At 38.8% G+C, this 18,433-nt stretch carries 19 protein-coding genes and 1 tRNA gene; 9 read left to right on the top strand and 11 right to left on the bottom strand.

The window, feature by feature from the left end:
• The 4 genes from LZG71_RS26355 to LZG71_RS26370 form a co-directional block, all read left to right on the top strand.
• A partial coding sequence (locus LZG71_RS26355; RefSeq protein ID WP_233825626.1) for an enoyl-CoA hydratase-related protein occupies nucleotides 1–456 on the top strand: 456 nt, incomplete at its 5' end.
• Nucleotides 457–598: 142 nt separating this feature from the next.
• Nucleotides 599–675 (top strand) — tRNA-Arg (locus tag LZG71_RS26360).
• Between the two features lie 1,077 nt (nucleotides 676–1,752).
• Nucleotides 1,753–3,399, top strand: a complete 1,647-nt coding sequence (locus LZG71_RS26365) for a glycosyl hydrolase family 28-related protein (RefSeq protein ID WP_233825628.1) — start codon at nucleotides 1,753–1,755, stop codon at nucleotides 3,397–3,399.
• Nucleotides 3,399–5,867: an alpha-L-fucosidase gene (locus tag LZG71_RS26370; protein WP_233825630.1), complete on the top strand. Its 2,469-nt coding sequence runs from the start codon at nucleotides 3,399–3,401 to the stop codon at nucleotides 5,865–5,867. The genes LZG71_RS26365 and LZG71_RS26370 overlap by 1 nt, the downstream gene beginning before the upstream one ends.
• Nucleotides 5,868–6,898: 1,031 nt before the next feature.
• Here LZG71_RS26370 and LZG71_RS26375 read toward each other — a convergent pair.
• The 6 genes from LZG71_RS26375 to LZG71_RS26400 form a co-directional block, all read right to left on the bottom strand.
• A complete protein-coding gene (locus LZG71_RS26375; protein ID WP_233825632.1) occupies nucleotides 6,899–7,288 on the bottom strand; it encodes a hypothetical protein in 390 nt (129 codons plus the stop codon).
• 104 nt (nucleotides 7,289–7,392) lie between these two features.
• Nucleotides 7,393–7,614: a hypothetical protein gene (locus LZG71_RS26380; protein ID WP_233825634.1), complete on the bottom strand. Its 222-nt coding sequence runs from the start codon at nucleotides 7,612–7,614 to the stop codon at nucleotides 7,393–7,395.
• A gap of 65 nt (nucleotides 7,615–7,679) precedes the next feature.
• The gene (locus LZG71_RS26385; RefSeq protein WP_233825636.1) at nucleotides 7,680–8,639 is read right to left on the bottom strand and encodes a DUF3871 family protein; all 960 of its coding nucleotides are present in this window, start codon (nucleotides 8,637–8,639) and stop codon (nucleotides 7,680–7,682) included.
• Entirely contained in the window at nucleotides 8,617–9,450 is an 834-nt protein-coding gene (locus LZG71_RS26390) for an AAA family ATPase (protein ID WP_233825638.1), read from the bottom strand. The genes LZG71_RS26385 and LZG71_RS26390 overlap by 23 nt, the downstream gene beginning before the upstream one ends.
• A 74-nt stretch (nucleotides 9,451–9,524) precedes the next feature.
• Nucleotides 9,525–9,857, bottom strand: a complete 333-nt coding sequence (locus tag LZG71_RS26395; RefSeq protein WP_233825640.1) for a hypothetical protein — start codon at nucleotides 9,855–9,857, stop codon at nucleotides 9,525–9,527.
• Nucleotides 9,858–10,032: 175 nt separating this feature from the next.
• Nucleotides 10,033–10,275, bottom strand: a complete 243-nt coding sequence (locus LZG71_RS26400; protein WP_233825642.1) for a helix-turn-helix domain-containing protein — start codon at nucleotides 10,273–10,275, stop codon at nucleotides 10,033–10,035.
• Nucleotides 10,276–10,411: 136 nt separating this feature from the next.
• Between LZG71_RS26400 and LZG71_RS26405 the strand changes: the two genes are divergently transcribed.
• Nucleotides 10,412–11,068, top strand: a complete 657-nt coding sequence (locus tag LZG71_RS26405) for a hypothetical protein (protein WP_233825644.1) — start codon at nucleotides 10,412–10,414, stop codon at nucleotides 11,066–11,068.
• A gap of 116 nt (nucleotides 11,069–11,184) precedes the next feature.
• A complete protein-coding gene (locus LZG71_RS26410; RefSeq protein ID WP_233825646.1) occupies nucleotides 11,185–11,523 on the top strand; it encodes a hypothetical protein in 339 nt (112 codons plus the stop codon).
• 191 nt (nucleotides 11,524–11,714) lie between these two features.
• Here LZG71_RS26410 and LZG71_RS26415 read toward each other — a convergent pair whose 3' ends face one another.
• The 5 genes from LZG71_RS26415 to LZG71_RS26430 all read right to left on the bottom strand — a co-directional run bounded on the left by LZG71_RS26415 (nucleotide 11,715) and on the right by LZG71_RS26430 (nucleotide 16,240).
• A complete protein-coding gene (locus LZG71_RS26415; RefSeq protein ID WP_233825648.1) occupies nucleotides 11,715–13,244 on the bottom strand; it encodes an AAA family ATPase in 1,530 nt (509 codons plus the stop codon).
• Between the two features lie 260 nt (nucleotides 13,245–13,504).
• Complete coding sequence (locus tag LZG71_RS26420; protein WP_233825650.1) at nucleotides 13,505–13,861, bottom strand: hypothetical protein; 357 nt, start codon at nucleotides 13,859–13,861, stop codon at nucleotides 13,505–13,507.
• 2 nt (nucleotides 13,862–13,863) lie between these two features.
• Nucleotides 13,864–14,133 carry a helix-turn-helix domain-containing protein gene (locus LZG71_RS30745; protein ID WP_409013680.1) on the bottom strand — a complete coding sequence of 90 codons (270 nt, stop codon included), beginning with the start codon at nucleotides 14,131–14,133 and terminating at the stop codon, nucleotides 13,864–13,866.
• Between the two features lie 103 nt (nucleotides 14,134–14,236).
• Complete coding sequence (locus LZG71_RS26425; protein WP_233825652.1) at nucleotides 14,237–14,947, bottom strand: hypothetical protein; 711 nt, start codon at nucleotides 14,945–14,947, stop codon at nucleotides 14,237–14,239.
• A gap of 48 nt (nucleotides 14,948–14,995) precedes the next feature.
• Nucleotides 14,996–16,240 (bottom strand): site-specific integrase, encoded by a 1,245-nt coding sequence (locus LZG71_RS26430; RefSeq protein ID WP_233825654.1) that lies wholly within the window; start codon nucleotides 16,238–16,240, stop codon nucleotides 14,996–14,998.
• Between the two features lie 341 nt (nucleotides 16,241–16,581).
• Between LZG71_RS26430 and LZG71_RS26435 the strand changes: the two genes are divergently transcribed.
• From LZG71_RS26435 to LZG71_RS26445, 3 genes are all read left to right on the top strand, one after another.
• Complete coding sequence (locus LZG71_RS26435) at nucleotides 16,582–16,947, top strand: transposase (protein ID WP_409013681.1); 366 nt, start codon at nucleotides 16,582–16,584, stop codon at nucleotides 16,945–16,947.
• A 43-nt stretch (nucleotides 16,948–16,990) separates the two neighbouring features.
• On the top strand, nucleotides 16,991–17,926 hold the full coding sequence (locus tag LZG71_RS26440; protein WP_233825783.1) for a transposase: 936 nt from the start codon (nucleotides 16,991–16,993) through the stop codon (nucleotides 17,924–17,926).
• A gap of 89 nt (nucleotides 17,927–18,015) precedes the next feature.
• Nucleotides 18,016–18,408 carry a transposase gene (locus LZG71_RS26445; protein WP_233825657.1) on the top strand — a complete coding sequence of 131 codons (393 nt, stop codon included), beginning with the start codon at nucleotides 18,016–18,018 and terminating at the stop codon, nucleotides 18,406–18,408.
• Nucleotides 18,409–18,433: the final 25 nt, after the last annotated feature.

The following is an 18,433-nucleotide window of genomic DNA, read 5'->3' on the forward strand; positions in this document are numbered from 1 at the left end:
GGAGCAGGCGCCTCTCTTGCCCTTGCCTGCGATGTAGTGATTGCCAGCGAAAGCGCCTACCTCAGCCAGATTTTCGTCCGTATTGGACTCATGCCTGATGCAGGAGCCACATTCCTTTTGCCGCGCTTAATAGGCATGGCCAAAGCATTTGAAATTGCATCAACCGGCAGAAATGTATATGCTCCGGAAGCTGCGCAGATTGGCATGATCAACCGCGCTGTACCGGAAAATGAACTGGATGCCGCTGTTGACGAAACCGTTGCTTACTACCGCAATGCTCCTACCAAAGCAATAGGCACAATGAAGGCTGTTTTGAACCAATCATACCAGTCTGACCTCGGTAAAATGCTGGAATTGGAAGCCCTTAACCAGGATGCATTAAGCAAAACCCACGACGCTGCGGAAGGAATTATGTCATTTATTCAAAAAAGAAAGCCTGATTATCAGGGTAAATAAAAATAATTTAAAATATTTTCTACCCTACATTTGGTATCAACAAGGTCAATACCTATCTTTGCAGTCCAATTAAGAATGTCGGTTTCGTAGCCGCAGCGGCGGACCGTTCAATTGGATAGAGTATCAGCTGCAAATAATACAAGGTTTCGTAGCTCAATTGGATAGAGCACCTGACTACGGATCAGGAGGTTTGGGGTTCGAATCCCTACGAGACCACCACATTATCAAGGACTTATGAGATGAAACTCGTAAGTCCTTTTTTATTTGATACACAATTTGATACACAAGTGCAGGCCATGTCAAATTCTAAAAAAATTGCTGCGGCAGCTTGTAAAGCGTTAATGTGATGTATTTATTGAATTCAACAAAGCATTAATTACCTGTGCATAATCAATGACTAGCACCTTCATCTACTGATAGATCTCATGACTTCAAAATTGTAGACACATGTTCACACCCATCCGATAAACTCCTATCAACAGATTCCTATAATTTGTAATCTTGTTTCATCAAAAATGATCCAAAAAGAATGCTGGCTTTATGCCCTGTTACGCTCACGTACCTTACACTTTACAAACTAACCAATAACCAGAAATACCTAAATTTGAGGTAAATGCAATAAACCAAATTAGTGTGATCCAAATCTATTCCTAACCTCCTATAGTATTCAGAATAAATATCACATATTGAAAGATGAGTTAAACTTTATCAAAATGGGCAGAAAACATTTTACCTCCATTATTTTATTACTAGCGTTATTGCAATTTATCGCATACGCCAATCCAAAAATTGATCCAATTCGATTCTCAATGGAACTAATGCCACACAAGTATCTTTAAATGAAAAGTTTGAAATCGAAATCTCCGCGAAGCATCTGAACATTCCTTCATTTGCCTTCTTCCATTTGGAAAAATACCAAAATACTGCCTTCCGGCGAGGATAGTTATCGAGTAAGCTTCTCCACTAGCATCGCCGCGGCGCACCGCCCAGTTCTCAAAATATACAAATCGCATCCATAACATCTCGTAAATCAATCCTTCGTTTACGCTTTGTATCAAAAAATACCGATATTACCAACCATTGAGGGTCAGTCAGCCTAATGTACTGTTTAATCAATTTTTTAAGGTTTCGTTACCACAAAGATGATACTATCCTCATATTTTACGAAATCCCAAACACGCTCTAAAAAATTGCTATTCGAATAAATGGACGTATTTCACAAATTTAATCATTCAATTGGGTAAGTAATTTTAAAAAAAAACAGTAGAATATTTTTCACAATAACACATAACTAAAATGGGAGTAATCGAAGAAATGGGAGTTACAATTAAAGGGCAGAACAGGGTTCTTGATTCATTAGAATCATTATCTTATGCTGATAGGGGAAAGCCCTGGACCGACGTGCCCAAAAACCTAATCGGAACCAATAGCAATGGAGGAACCGCCAGCACAACAACTAGCGTTATTACTGTCCCGGTGAATAGTACCGGAGCGGGAACCAAGCTTGAACAGAAAATAGATATCTTGCCAACTGACTCTATTTATCAAGAAGGAGATAGGTTGACTTTTCGAATTGTAGTTTCGGAATCGGTTGAAAACTCTATTGAAAGTAAACTGGACTTTACATTTTATGTAAATGATATGTTGACCACCGTGGAACTCAATGCTGCGCTTTATAATAGTCCAAAAACAGTAGAAATTACCTTTGACTACATCATCCAGCTAGCAAACGGCAATTTGCCAAAATTTAAAATAGCGGTTGCTGTAAAGACTACCACTTCATTTGTTTCTCAAATTCATACATATACAGTTAATTCTTTTTGGGTATATAATAACACCACGAGATTCAAGCAGTTTGTGGAGCAGATATCAAGTGTTGTTTCTCTACCAACACTACCCAATAACAGAGGCGCCATATTTCCACATATGTTTGGGGCAGTTGGAAATGGTGTTACAGATGATACATTGGCGATGCAAAAAGCAGTTGATCTGGCTGTATCGTCCTCCAAGCTGGTCGTTATACCATCCGGGTTATATAAAATCACATCAAGCATAACTATCTCGGGTTCTGTAACCATTATTGGTACAGATAATACTACAATTTATGGAGATTCGAGTAATGAAATATTCGTTGTTAATACAAATGAACCGTTTCACTTCCAACAATTAAAAATATCTAAGAGAGGTATTTTTAATACGAGGTTTCTCATGATCAATAACGGATATAATAATAAAAACAGTAGTATTGAGAATGTAGAATTTTCTGGATTGAATGTAGGCATTTCGTTAAATTATTGCACTGATTTATCCATTAACAAATGTAAAATAATTAGTGGATCTTATGGAATTATAATAGGTGATGCAGACGCTACCTCGGTGAGTAATATTTCAATAAATAACTGTCATTTTGAAAATTTGATACAGGAAAACATACTGGTGAAAAGTGGAACAGGTCTTAAAATAGTGGATAATGTATTTAGGAACACGACTCCAACTAGTAAGGCCTGTGTATTTATATCAGCAGATAGTGGACTGCATGATGGGATAGTCATTCGAGCGAATAATTTTAATCTTGGTGTAAGTTCATGTATATCTATAGGACCTAATAGCTCCGCGATATATAGTAATATTCTTATTGAAAGTAACACAATCAGATCAATAGCAAGCACTAGTGCATACGCAGTCGTTATAACAAATCAGACAAACGACACAAATGGGTTAATTATTTCTAATAATTATGTATTCAATAACAAATGGGGATTTTTGATCTGGTCTTCGAAAAACGTCTCATTAATAGGGAACATTTTTAATGGGCTGAGCGGGAGTACTCAATCGAAGGCACTTGAAATGAGTAATGGATGTACCTATATCAAAATGGGAAACATATATCACAATCAGTTTCTGCCAAACACTTTTAATAACTCAACCCAATTAACCGATTAATGATAACAATCACAACAACTTCCAGCACAGAATATTATGTGGACAAGAACGTGCATGATAGGGACAACGCCATTTATCCTGCGTTTGTTGATAATCTCCCTTATCAATCATGGTCGGAAACACAATCTTTTGATTATTTTCAATTAATGGCCACAGGTGGAAGCAATTATAGTTGGGAACTTATTTCCGGGAAATTGCCGACAGGATTAATTTTAAGTGAAGACGGAAAAATAAGTGGAACCCCAACGGAAGAGGAGAGCTTCTCTTTTAAAGTAAAGGTGACTTCGGGTGCTGAATTTGACACAAAAGAATTAGTCATGTGTGCGCATCCTTTTCGCTCGTCTTGGCTGGCAGAAGCAAAGTTTGGCGTTAATCCAGGATGGGGCGACTCCTGTGATCCAATAATTACACTTAGAGGTGAGATTCCTACATTGGTATCGAGGGCAACAAATTTTAACCCCGTTTCATGGGCAACGCAAATTAAGGCCATGGGAGCCAAATTTGTTGTTTTTCTTACGAAGGGGAACAAGGGTATTCGTTGGTGGCCTTCCGATACATCTACCGAGCTCTCTGCCTGGCATTTTTTTATTAACAGAGATATTGTCGGCGAATTTATATCGGCATATCATAGTGAGGGTCTGAAAGCAATAGGATATTTTGCTGCAGATCACAGTGCTAAAATGAAAAATTTACCTTCGGACGAGTACTATATTCAAGACTATGCAAGAACTGTCGATGGCGTGGACCAAACCATTGGTAGACTCAACATTAGTTTATTGAAACAACTGATACTTAAGGGTATTGATGGTTTTTGGTTTGACATGGGCGCCAATGCAGATATGTATCCTCCATCTAGTGTCGATCCAGATTGGCTTCGCTGGAGTGAATTTATTCCAATGTTACGCTATTATAATCCATATGCTATATTCTACTTGAATCCTGGCATTCATAGAGGTGGGACAGCCTTGAAATATCCCCATACCGACGTTCTTACTTGGGAAGGTAATGTGGATCACGGCAGTGGTCTTGGCCTCGAAGTGGCAATTCCCTCTGTTTTACCAAAGAAAGTAGCACTACAAGTAGATAATATTTTGACCGACAATTGGGTATGGCCAGCCGGTACTCCACTGGATCCTAAGCCATCGGAAATGATCATTAAGTCTATTCTGGAAACTTGGGCCGTTGGTGGTACTTTTGTATTAAATTGGCCGGTTCCTGCTGACGGAACTTTAATTCACAACGCATACACAAATGTCTTATTTGATATTGGCAGTTTTGTATCAGCGAATCAGGGTTACAGCAAAGAGCCTAAAATATCACTGGTAAATTCTCATGCAGTGATTCAAATTGTTGAGAACACGCGTGTATATTATACAACAGATGGGACCATTCCGACGACAAAAAGTAACATCTATTTGTCGCCTATACCACTGGTTAGACGTACAACAATCAAGGCTTTTGCGGTGGAGGTGGACAAACAAAAGAGTAAAATTGTAGAACTCACCTTATTAGGGAGCCTACAGATATCTCAAATGCAAGGCAAAGCTGGCAAGTTGTTTACAGCAGTGTCGGGAGATTCGTTAAAGACAGAACCTTATGGCTATTATCGAGGCATGAGGGTGACGGTAGGTGTAAGCCCCATCATTCTTACCCACATTGGCAGAAAGTCTGTTGGAGTAGGTTCACATCAGGTATTGATACGAAGGTATTATGACAATTTCCCGATACTTGTTGACACGCTAAATACGACGGATATTGAGGAAGATGGATACAAATATATTATAATTTCCCCTCTTAAGCTTGAAGCTGGAACATCTTATATCATTGCCTTTAAAGAAGAAAGTTCAGATCAATTTTACGCGAACCAGTTCAGTTTTATACCGGTTAATAAGGATGTCAGAATTGTAGAAAAATATGTTCTTAATGCGTTGGGAGACCAAGAAATGCTTAGTATCAACGATGATGGGAGCGGTGCCTTTATTAATTTGAAATATAGGATCTTAACTAGGGAAAAAGGGAAGAATCTGGCGCTGGGGGCATCGGTTACATTAAACAGTAATAAGGTTGGAAACAAGAGTCTACCCCCAACTCAAGTTAGTACTTTAAAGATGTATGCAGAGAATGCAGTTGATAATAATCTGTTAACTTTTGCTGCTGCAACGGATGAATATGGATGGAATTTGGTTGTTGATCTTTTGGATATAAAATCTATTAGCCGGATTAATCTATTATTTCAGGAAGGAAACTTTGCCACGGTATTAGATATTTACACTTCGATTGAATACAGGACAGATTTAAGGTTCCTGTGGCGAACTAACAATACAATACAAAAACTGGATTATACATTTAAATTCGATAGCCGTCAAGCGCGATATGTATACATCCAAGCTATTAAGCCCAATGGAGAGAATCAGGAAGGAAATCAGATGGGCATAAAGAGTTTTGAAGTTTTTGAGAAAATCTGGTAATCTAACATATATTAACCAAGACTTGATTTGTCGGACAGACCGGAATTAGTCGGCATCAAGTCATCCACCTTACCTCGAACATTTTTTCTCGCATCCCCTCTCAGTCAATTACGGAGGGGTTGTGAGAGAAAATGCGGATTTATAAGATGGTACTTTACCAATTTCAGTTCAGGTGTCATAGGATGTCTCCAGCTTTCACATAAAATGGTTGGAAATCAACCTTGATGTAATGCACATGTATCAACCGTAACACCAGTGTACTTTATATTATTCGTATCCATCCGACGGACTCGAGCCGATTTTTCCCGTCTCAACTATGCTTTCACCTTCCAATCCAGTTTTTCTTCCCGCATCTACTGATCGAGAGAGTACCTACATGATTTCAAGCACGTAAGTCGATCTTTCTTAATTAGATTTAAGAGCGTCTACAAATTTGCGACGGGGGTGGGCCATACAGTAGACCAAAAGAATATCTGGGTGGTTACCAAAAGCTTTTCATAGACCGCGTAGCCGTCTACCTGCGGCGTACCGGCATAGCCTTCCAGCGTCTACTTAGGATCACTTTGGCCTCGGTCTTTCTGGTAATCAAACAGTGTCAGCTTATCATTGGGGGCATTGAATATCCAATGTTTTAGCCTCAATGGATTCCTTTTTATGGCCTCTATCAAATACTTTCAGCAGCGTTTCATCAGCTATAGACACTTCACTATTGAGGCCAGGAGTTTTAAAAGCCCCCTCAAACGGGCAAGGTGCTACCACCCTTAATGATCCAATCGGAAGCGGTGGAATCGGGAATTTTTGCTACTAACCGTCTTAATTTAACTATAAATCACCTCCCTCCCAACACATTTGACTTAATTATTGCCTATAAAAGCTCCTCTATCCAAACATACTTAAATTGATCAAAAATGTACATTATCAGGACACTCCTTTTCATTCGCACCTTTAACATGTCATGTTTTAGTACAGCCACTCTTTGTTTCCAGATTCCATAATGTAAAGTCTGTCAAAAAAAAATTAGATACAATTCATTAAAATGGACAACCTCTTTTTGAATCAATATACACTTTATGCCCACTTCTATCCGCCATGTCATCCGAAAAACAATAGCATTCATGAATACCAATTACTCTTCCTTCTTTCGTTAAAATGTTAATCTCAATATAATCTTTCGATACGTCGCCACTAAAAATGAAACTCTCACCATTGTTGGCTGAAAATTTACATCTTCCCGGCGTCCTTACGAGAAGGCTATTACCTTTGCGTCTAAACAGGTCAAAACAGTTGGCGAAAATCCTTAAAAAATCCTGCTTCGACTCATTTAGACACTTCACATCCGGATCCAAAATCGATCCGATCATCTCTATATCCAGATCCTCTATAAAGTAAATAAGAGCACTTTTTTGGTCTAAAATGTTCATTGCGTATTAAAAAATAGAGTATTTATCCTTGATCACCATTTGATGATTCCCGCCCAAATAACTAAAAGTAATGTCTGAGCGGGAATTTATTGGCATACAAACTATCAAATAGTAAAGTCGGTGTGACTACACACCTGACCTTCGATCAAATAGAAGAGCTGGTTATCAAAATTTTTGTAGACCATTTCAACCAACATATCTTTGGAAGACATATCGGCCAAAATCGGGACAACTTTGAAGGGACAGAAGAGCCTCTTCAAAATTCCCCTTTCATCAATGATGAGAATAGAAAATGGATCAATGTAATGAAGAGAGGCTTCACTCATGGCTGTTTTAACAAAGTTTGAAGAATAATAAATTCTGAGTAAAAAATTCCTAGAACACATACCCATCAACTCAGAAACCAATTGCCGTTTCCAGCATCAAGCGACTCAACCAGGTTTTGTACCAAATTAGAAGCATTGGCGGAACGGGATAAGAAACCATCTATATAGCTGGATTTATTCGCTCCGGTGAATAGGTTATAAACCTTCCATAAGTTTATCGAACCGTCTTGCTGCCTGCAAAAAGAATGATCCTGATAATAGTCCTTGGCAATGCTGTTAATTTGATAATCACCGAACGCCATTGCGGGAATTTGGCTCTTTTCCTCTGCCGACAGATATTGATACAACTTACACCGTCCAACGAGTGAAGCAAACTGACTTTCAGCAAGTGAATAGTTCGGGAATTGCTGCAACAAAGAAAGCTGCCTTTCAAACTGAAACTCACCTAACAATTTTTGAACAGCTTGCATAAGCTGCATGGAATTCTTCACTTTCACGTCCGACAGCAAACCATCAGTACAAACGCAGAGATTTGTACATACCTGATTTTTGAAACCTACGAATATTTTAAAATGTTCATCTGCTCCTTTTTTGCTCGAAAGATTATCCTGAGAATAGCTTTTCACTCCTCCAATGGTTAAGTTCAAAACGTTCCCGTCTATGGTTTCCCGGATTGAAGGTATCTCTACAACAAACATCATACGTTCGTAGTAAATGGTTTTCTCCCATTCTTCAAGCTGATTGGCCGGTTTGTTTCGAGCATCAGGAATTCTTCCTTTAACCGGATGTGAAACCCTGATGTTTGCAGGAACAATCACTTCGTCTCTGAACTGACTGAAAACTGCTTCCTCAGCTATTGTTATAAAATCCCGGTGGGAAATAAGTGGTTCGTTGTCTTTGGTAAAGACTGGAATGATGTGACTGTTTTCCAATTCAGTAAACAAAATTGGCGCCGTGTTTGCTTCAATAAAAGAAGGAGAGGCTATACTTTGAGACTTTGTGTTATTGATTACTAGCGTATCCATTGGTAGATAAAATTTGGTTTTTACGATTATTAAACTGGCTTCTTAGGGCATTCTGATATAGCGGATGTTGCTCAAAAATTTCTTTAAGAGATTGTATATCAGAACAATTGTTAATTAACATACCTATTTCAAGTTCTTCAAATTTATCCTGCTCACACCAACAGCGTATGAGCTTACCCGTTTCTTCCGTGATAACGAAGTCAGGTTTATCAGCAAAAAATTCGGTACGATCCTTGATCACTGTTGCGTAATGCTTCATGGATAATTGAAATACGAGCGATAACTCATAATCCATGTCTTCACGTTGAATTGGTTTGAGACCTACTTTTTCAGGTATATGCTTCCCATTTTTCTCGTTCAAAACGTAAGCTTGTTTGGAGCGAAGCGTACAAATGATATGTACATCAGATTGGATGATCATATCTACAAATAGCTGATGCCGTGGAGTAAACTTTGACCAATTGGTATAGCTATTCCCTGTTAAAGAAGCATGTTCGCTAAGAATATTCTGCCATTCCGATGAAATTGAATCCAGGATGACTACTTCCATTCCGGCATTTACGCAGGTATGAATTGCTTCCTTGAACTTTTCAGGAGTGAAGGGATAACTGAGTGGCAATACATTGTATGCACCTAAATGAGCATACAATTCTGAACTACGGCTTTCTGTGTCAACCACAGCTATTTTAGTCCAATCATCGGTTAACCCAAAACCAAGCAGTAATGCCGACTTTGTTTTACCACTACCAGCGGGTCCCTGGATTCCGATTTTTATTTTGACATTGTTCCGTTTTGCTTTATGTAACTGCATGGTTTCCAGATTTAAAATTCATAAAAAAAGACAGAGCCTTACGACCCTGTCTCTCAAAACTGTTGGTGGTTTTATTATGCAAATACCGCTGTTTCTGGTGTACCCATTTCAACAGGTTGGTATTCATATCTATGGTGGCGTGTAATTACCTCACCTGTTTCCTGGATGGTGAACTCGTAAGGTTCGCACTCAACTTTGGCAATAGAGCCGGGAATTTGTTTCCCAAGCATGACTTTACAAACGGATTCCGGAAAGGAAGAACTCATACTGCATTTTTTGGTTGTGACGTAATACCTACCAGTAGCTGACATGACAATTTCCGGTTCGTCACTTGTAAGTTCAAGTGCAAAGTACTGACTACCATCCTGTGATGATGTGCGATTTGAATAAGATGTGATTGTGAGCATGACTGTAAAATGTTTAGATTGTTTTTTTGTTTGAGCAGTCGCAGCACGGTTGTATGTAATATATAATATAAACAAAACCGGGGGATACGATGCAATACATCTGTCAGGGGGGCGTGAATACTACCAAAAGATTCATGCTCCCGGCCAGAAAATATTCCCTCTACAAATTCACAAACTATACAGGATGGGAGTACTCGAAGTTAAATAGATCGGCCGGGGCGACTTTTAAAGCAACCGAAAGTATGTATACAGAGGTGATAGAAGTATTTACTTCCCCTCGTTCGATATTGCCAATTTGGTTCTTTGAAAATCCGGCCTGATGACATAACTCCTCCTGACTCAGTTTTTTGATTTCCCTGAGTTTGCGAAGGTTGTCACCAAACGCTTTAAGGTAAGCTTTGTCTCTCGTTTTAGTCACGGTTCAAAACTGAACCGAATAGTAAAATTTTACCACCCAATATATTGGGTATTTAATAAAAATAGATAAATTGTGCCTTCAAGCAGATTTGCCAAACTAAAGATATAATTCAAACATTCATCAAGAAACTTCCACTATGACAACAGAGGAATTTGCCGGTTTTCTGAAATCGACCCTAAACACTACAAAAGCAAATGATTTGTTTTTAAAAGACCTTCATAGTAGTACCGCCGCATCTTTTCTTAAAAAATCATTAGATTCAATTAGGGAATCCAATACGGAACTGGCCTTAAAAATGGTTAGCGCAGTGCTTGAACTTAGTGGCCTCGAGGACAATTCTCAATTACTAACCAGAAGAGCACAGTGTCATGTTTTGCTCCGCAATTACCAAGAAGCAGAGAATGACTATGAGGAGGCTATTTTACATTGTAACCGATCAAGTAACAGTGGATTCAGCCACTTCCTTTTTCTTGAATATGCCGAGTTCGTGTACACGAGAAACCGCAACGGTTCCTCGGAATTTGCACTGCAACGGGCACTTCGGCTTCCTGAAATAAAGGAGTCAATAGCGTTCAATAATTTTGAATTTCAAGCCAACTATTTATTGGCAAGGCTGACATTGGAAGATGGCGATATTGACCAAAGCAAACATTTACTAGAGCTGGCACAAATGAATCTTGATGACCTTCACGAACTTGGGGAATACCCGAAAACTCATTCCATTGAAGCCTATGAACAGCTTAAAAAATTCAGCTCTCTTAGGAAAGATATCTTGGTCGCAGAAACTTTTTGATCTTAGCCCTTCTCTTATTTACTTATAAAAACTCTCAATTTAATATGACTTGGATTATATTTATCATCATAATTGCCGGGGCTATTATCTATAACTTCACAAAGGATAGAGATCAATTGATTTCTAATATAGCTGCGGACGGCGGAATGGCAAAAAAGTATAAGCATCTCGTGGATAAGCTGTCCGCACATCCATCTGCTTACATAAAGAATCAAGGAACCAATGATCTTCTCATTGTTAGCGAAGGGCGTACGACTCACATCTCTTTTTATCTTATGGAAAACTTTGGCACTTTGGAAGTAGAATGGCTGGCAGATTATGGACCAACCGGTCAACTGCAAAAAAAATGGAAGTTCCCTAGTAACGCTTCGCAGCAAAGTATGGTAGAGGAAATAGAATCGTACGTCGTAATGAAAACCAGCCAACTGCTTCGGGGGGGTGTAATACCGTTGTAGTGTTTAAATGAAAATCCGGCAACAGTTACATTGATTTGTAACCTGCGCCGGATTTTTTTATTAAATGATATGATTGATAAGTACACTGATTACTCTATAAGCTGAATACCTTATCCAGAGTTAACCACCTGCCCAACCAATACAAACAGCTATATATGTAAAGTATCTTGGTTGAGTACTAATTTACCCCATTAACCAGGATCAACGGTTAATATCGGGATCAAGTCATACGTTGTAGGCGTACCACTCCTTTGGTTGATCCTCAGAAATTTTGGCTCTCCTAACTCATTCTGAACTGGTAACGCTCTATCTGACAACTCTTGCAAACGAGCTTTCAACGTATTGCCAGAACAATCGAAGTCATTAGAAAGCAGAGTCAAAAGATCTTTCTGGATATAAGGAAAGGCTGTATAGCTACTCAACTTCTCTGCAATACATTCAACGTCAGCTTTGATTCTGCGTAAATCAGTTACCGTTTTTACTAATTTAGCATCGGCAACTTTTAAAGAATTAGTTCCCTGACAAAATTGAATAGCCAGCGGTGGAGCTATTTCAGCATGACGGTTCTTTATTTCTTTCAACCATAAGAGATCTGTAACTTCATTCTTGCTATTTCTTTCAAAACCAACCTGGCATACGTAACTCGCTTTATTTATAAGCTCTGTTCCTGTATGTCCGCGTGCTTTACTTGAACCTGGGTTTTCGTGTATCACCAGAAGGAACGTACAGTTAAATTTGGTGCACAAGTTCCCAATATAATCATTCAATATCATTGATTCTTTAACATCATTAAAGTTGCCGATACAATCTGTAACTACATCAATAAAAACAAACATCGGATTTACTACATCCTGCCGTACCTCACCCAGGTACTCAGCTATTGCATGTAGTCTCTGACCGCGGGGAATATCCTTTATTGAAGTAAACCGCAAATTAGGCACATCCTCTTCTTTATCATATCCGGCATTTAAAATGATGGATTGCATTGATTGCGCAAATTCTTCCTCCATATTCCGCTCCGTGTCTATGTAAACAGCGGTAATCTCTTCGGTAATAAGCTTCTCAAATCCCAAAGTTTCCATCGGAAAATTATCCTTTTTAATGAACAAACCGCACATCATTCCAGCTAATCGGCTTTTGTGAGAACCTTGTGCACCTTGGATTACGTTAATTGTCCCTCGTTTTATTACAGGCCTGCCGTTCCGTTCAAAAATAGCCGGTGACGCAACAATATCACGAGACATTAGATAAGAGATTCGATTCTCATTCTGAAACAAGATGTTAGCCAACTCCTTGTTTGACGTATATGTCCTTTTCTCTGCGATGGCTCTGTCACCCTCAACACCATACCTCCCCACCACAAAATCTAGCAAAAAAGCATCTTTATTTAATTCAGAAGCGTCCAGTGTAACCTGAACGCTCTTCTCTATATGTTCTTCATTAATGATTTCAAAAGAATCAGCCTGAACCGTACCTGTGACATCTGCCACAGCAACATCGCCAGACTCTATATTAGTTGGATCAACTACAACTCCAACTGTATGGGTATCAAGAGACACCATTATGTCATTAAAATCAGGATATACTTCTCCTGCTATATTTAAATGTGCAGCCGTATTCTTAGCAACACTTTCTTCATTAAAATTCAGCCATTTTACTTCATTTACCACGTCCATATCATTTATCTGAACGTTATCAGAAGGTCTTACATCATCTAACATTGTATATTACTGCTGCAAGTCTATTAATGAATTTTATCCCCAAGTCCGACACCAGAATCACGGGGTAGGTTTTGGAACCACCCTGCCATGAGGTACGTCTAAATTCTACCGTAAAGTATCCCATTGCCACGAACTGGGGTGCAGGTATACCTTCATGGATGATCCCGAAGCTGCGACAGAACTTAAATAGGTCTGTGCGGTTTTTGATGTATTGATTTCGAACTAATTTACTAGCCGCTAACATATTGTGCGGAAATTTACTACTTATCATTACTTGAAAAATTTAAGTTGTTAAAAGTTATAGTTTTAACCGGTGTTATAGGACCCAGTTTTTCCTCTACAAGTTTCTCTATGAATTCCAGTCCTGCTGGTGAGATCATTATTTTGTCGTACCACTTCTGCAAGTTATGAGCCCAACATCGCTGTATTTTCATGTAACCATTTTCAATAGCCAAAGCTGTTGGGTAATCTCCTCTCATAAGTCCTTCTTTTCTAAGAAATTTTCGAAGGGTGATTAGTCCAGTAATCTTTGGATGATTAATGTACTTCGCTACGTCGTCGGTGGTGTAGGGAAAAATCCCTTTGGGTGCAACGGCCAAATCTCCTGTAAGCTCCATATCTACCGTTTGATTAGTTGGGAAAATGTGGGTTTTTCGGCTTCCTTTATCCAACTCAGTAAAGATTCTCTGAGAAAGAACAGGGCTCCGTTCCGTTTTGAGTACGGAATTCGTCGCTTACTTACATATGTGTATAGAGTGGATGCAGATAGGCCTAAGAAGACAGAGGCCTGTTTAACGGTCATTACTTCGGCACTGTACGTTGGCAGTACTCTTTCTTCTTTCGAAGCGCTGGTTTCAGCGTGAGATTGGTAAATCATATTTTCAACCATAAATGAAAAAATTTAAATGGGACCGTGGTTGATCCGCATTACAAAAGTCTTCATTTAATGATGAAAATATGGTCGATCGGGTACCCGATATTGCACCCGATATTTACTTCCTTATATCCAATTGTGCTATTTCAGCATCAATCCTTTTCACAATATCGTCTAATCCGATGTTGCTAAAACTAGATCGTAATCGGTTCAAATCATCAAGTGTGGGAGTCTTATTTATGGCCTGATATATGTTAGTATTTTTTATAGGCGTTTTCATATCCCCTCTACCAGTAACATACCTAATAAACTCTGCATATGTTGTATTGTTCTGATTCACACCGTTTTTTTTCAACAAGTACATTATCGCGCGTACTTGCTGCATTAGTGGGGTCTTATTAACAGTTTCTGACTCTTCTGCCGCAGCCATTGGTATATATGTTAGTATTTTCTCAAAAAATGAATCAAACTGTTCCTGAACTTTTTCTCCTTCATATGTTGTCACTTTAACCCTAACTTCTTCTATCTCCTTTTTAAGCTGGTTAAAAAAGGCTGTCCGATCTGCCGGGTTTGAGTTACTATAAGTGAAGTCATCTATCGCTGCACTAATCTCCTGTGCCAGTTTGTTCAAATCATCTCGAACCGCCTGATAAAAATAATAGGGCATATCTTCGCCATGATCCATACCTGGGAGCATCACAAAGCCTTCACGGTGTACATCTGTATGATATTCTTTGTTCAGCGCATCGGCATCATGAAAAGTACTATAAGAATTAAAAAATCCTTCTTGAACATAAATCTTTAATCCTGACAGAGGAGCTGTAACCATATTATCTTTGTCGTTTATACTCTTCTATAAATAGAGGATATAGGTCATTTAATCTGCTATATTCGGATCAAATTCTGTCAAAAGCAAACTGTTGCGACTTTTCACACCATCTTCAAACGAGTCTAAATAGCTCTGAGTAGTTTGCGTATTAGTATGGCCTAATGTTTCGGAAATGTATTCTACCGATACCCCCTTCCATTTAAGTACAGTGGCATAGGAATGTCGCGCCGTGTAGGAAGTAATTGGCTTGGATATTTTTAGATCTTCACCAATTTTTTTCATGTACTTATTCACAAGCTTTGTAAAATACTTAACGAGCTCACGTTCCCGTTGCGGCGTTATGTCCTCTTTTAGAACATCAAAAATATAATCTGTGAGTTTGGCGTTTTTCACTCCCCACTTATCGATGATTTCCTTTGCCGCAGGTGGTAAGTAGATAGTAAGCCACTTTTGATTCGATTTAGTGGACAACTGCGTTTTGGCACGAACCAATCTTACATTATTACCATCTATTTGATTGTATCGCAACCGGCATATATCTTTCAAATTCAACCCGCAGCACAAATATGAAAATATCCAAAAATCCTTAGCCTTATCCATACTACTAGCAGGAGGAGCAGAGTACCTGAATACTTTTTCAATCTCTGATAGTGTTAGCGCCTTTTTAACATTTTCTCCGGCGGGAATCTGAAATTTCGTCTTCTTAAACGGATATAATTCTCTTTTGACTACACCAGAATCTATGGCTTGGTTGTACACAGTTCGCAATGAACGAAGGTAGATACCAACCGTTGTTCTGCTTTTGCCGTCCGCAATCATTTTTCGTTCGTAGCCATCTAAAAAATCGGGCGTCACTTCTTCAAACTTCAATTTAGGTTTATACTTCCTCAAAGAAACCAACGCATTATCGTATGACTGACTCGTTGACACCCTTCCTTCTACTTCTAATTTTTTGACATAATCATTAAGCATAGAATATACATCATGAGGTACAGAATCAACCTTTTTTGAAAAAAAAGCCTTTTCAAAATCTTCAAAAGTAAACACCACCAAAGCTTTGTAGACATTTTCAGCCTTTACTTCTAGTGCTTTTACTTGAAGGCGAATATCTTTCAGCGATTCTAATTTTGAAGTTGGCAATTTACCAAATTCCACTTTCGTCATATCCAGCCCGGTTTTGTAATACTTCCTTCTACGATCATACGTAACCCGCAACTTTAATGGATACCGCTGCTCTGCCTTCTCTCTGCGCTCATCCAAAACCACCTTGAATGTTGGCTTTATAATTCCCATTATCCTATTATATTTGATACACGATTTGATACACAATTCATGCATAAATATACAAAAATTAATAAATATGAAGAATTTAAAATCTAAATGTTAACTATAAATCAAATAGTTAAGAAAGATATATAAATATATACAAAATTGAAGCACCTGACTACGGATCAGGAGGTTTGGGGTTCGAATCCCTACGAGACCACTTAAAAATCAAGGGCTTAGCTTCAAAAACTAAGTCCTTTTTCTTTTCGCTCGCCTACAACGTGGGTCAAATCAAAAACGGATCAAGCGGAAAAGTTGTGGGGCGATTAAAAAAGTAGTTTTTTTGTAGTGAATCAATATTGAATGCATTGCAAGAGTCCTATTTATCCTTAGTCCGCTTCCTATTACCTGAAGGCATCCTCGATTACTTTGAACTTTCCAAAATAGTTGAAGGCTTAACTGGACTGCATATCTATTTGGAAGAGAAAAATCTTCCTCCATCCGAATACAAAGATCGAAAATTAGAGTCCAAGGGCTTTTTACCGGAAGTATACATCCAGGATTTTCCCATTCGCAATCAAAAAGTTATGCTTTGTATTAAGCGCCGCCGCTGGGAAGTCAAAGATACTGGTATGATAGTAAGCAGGGACTGGAATGTAGTGCAACAGGGAACTCGGATGACCAAAGAGTTTGCTGATTTTTTAAAACCGGGCCGCCGGGCGGGACTGTATTGATAATAACCCTATTAGCTGCTCGCAGCTAGGCAAGTATTTCCATCTGGACGGTAAGCAGCTTCAGGAGCAGTATAAAAACCATATTAGTGATTACAAGGATTGGGATCAGCGCGATCATGCGGATAGTTGGCTGCTGTATCCCGAAAATACTGGCACTCATTTGAGTATTGACGAAACTGCCTTATCTAATGGAGAATTATATACGATTGTGACCAATAAGAGTGCCAAGGGCAAAAAAGGGGCGCTTGTTGCCATGATTAAAGGTACACATGGAGATACAGTTATTGAAGTCTTAAAGAAAATCCCAAAGAGGCTTCGAGACAAAGTCGAAGAGGTAACTTTGGACATGGCTGCTAATATGAACAGAATCGTAACGCGATGCTTTGTCAAAGCGGATAAAGTTATAGATCGGTTTCATGTACAAAAATTGGCATATGAGGCTGTCCAAGAGATCAGAATTAAATATCGTTGGGAAGCGTTAGATCAAGAAAATGAAGCCATTGGTGCTGCAAAACAAGCTGGAATAACTTACGAACCCGTAATACTTGAAAATGGGGATACTGAGAAACAATTACTGGCCAGAAGTCGGTATTTGCTTTTTAAGCATTGGGATAAATGGACCAGCTCTCAAGTAAAGAGGGCAAATATACTTTTTGTACGTTTTCCATTATTAAAGCAAGCTTATAATATTTCAATGGAATTGGGCACAATATTCCGATCAAGTAGCTCCAAAGGTGGCGCATTCCCAAAGCTTGGCCTTTGGTATAATAAGGTAGACGATTCTGGTATAGCTTCGTTCAAAACCGTGGTTAGATCAATTCAAACGCATTATGAAGGGATACTTAATTACTTCAAAAACAAGAGTACCAATGCTTCTGCGGAGTCATTTAATGCTAAAATCAAATCATTTCGATCATCGTCCAGAGGTGTAAGAGATATTAAATTTTTCTTATTCAGGCTTACGAAATTATATGCCTAATTCCCCCCAACAATTTGGCTTGATCCTCAAAAACTTGTGGAGCGCGTTGTATTTTTCTAGGTTTGTATTTTAATCAAACTTACTATGTTTTGGAAAGCTTCTTGCCACTTATTGAGTTAATCTTACCGGAGTTTATAATTGATAATTACTTACTGACCCATGTGGAGAAATCAGAAGAGCGTTATCATGTCTATCTAGAAGAGAAGAATTATCCGGCAGATGATGATCCAAGAAAGGCAGACTTACTCTCTAAGGGCTATTTTCCATCCATTACTCTTCAAAATTTTCCGATTCGAGGACATAAAGTTTTTCTTCATATCAAACGTCGTAGGTGGCTCAATCGCGCGGCGAACCGTACCAAGACAGGTAAAGTAGAATACAGAGATTGGAGTGAAGTAGGTGAAGGAACGCGAATGACGAGTGAATTCGCGGCTTTTTTACCGGAACGCCGGCCGAAAGAAATCGGTGGATACCAAGGCTAATGATGTTTGGAGCATTGGACGTTTC

The organism is Dyadobacter sp. CY312, assembly GCF_021390535.1.
GTDB lineage: Bacteria > Bacteroidota > Bacteroidia > Cytophagales > Spirosomataceae > Dyadobacter.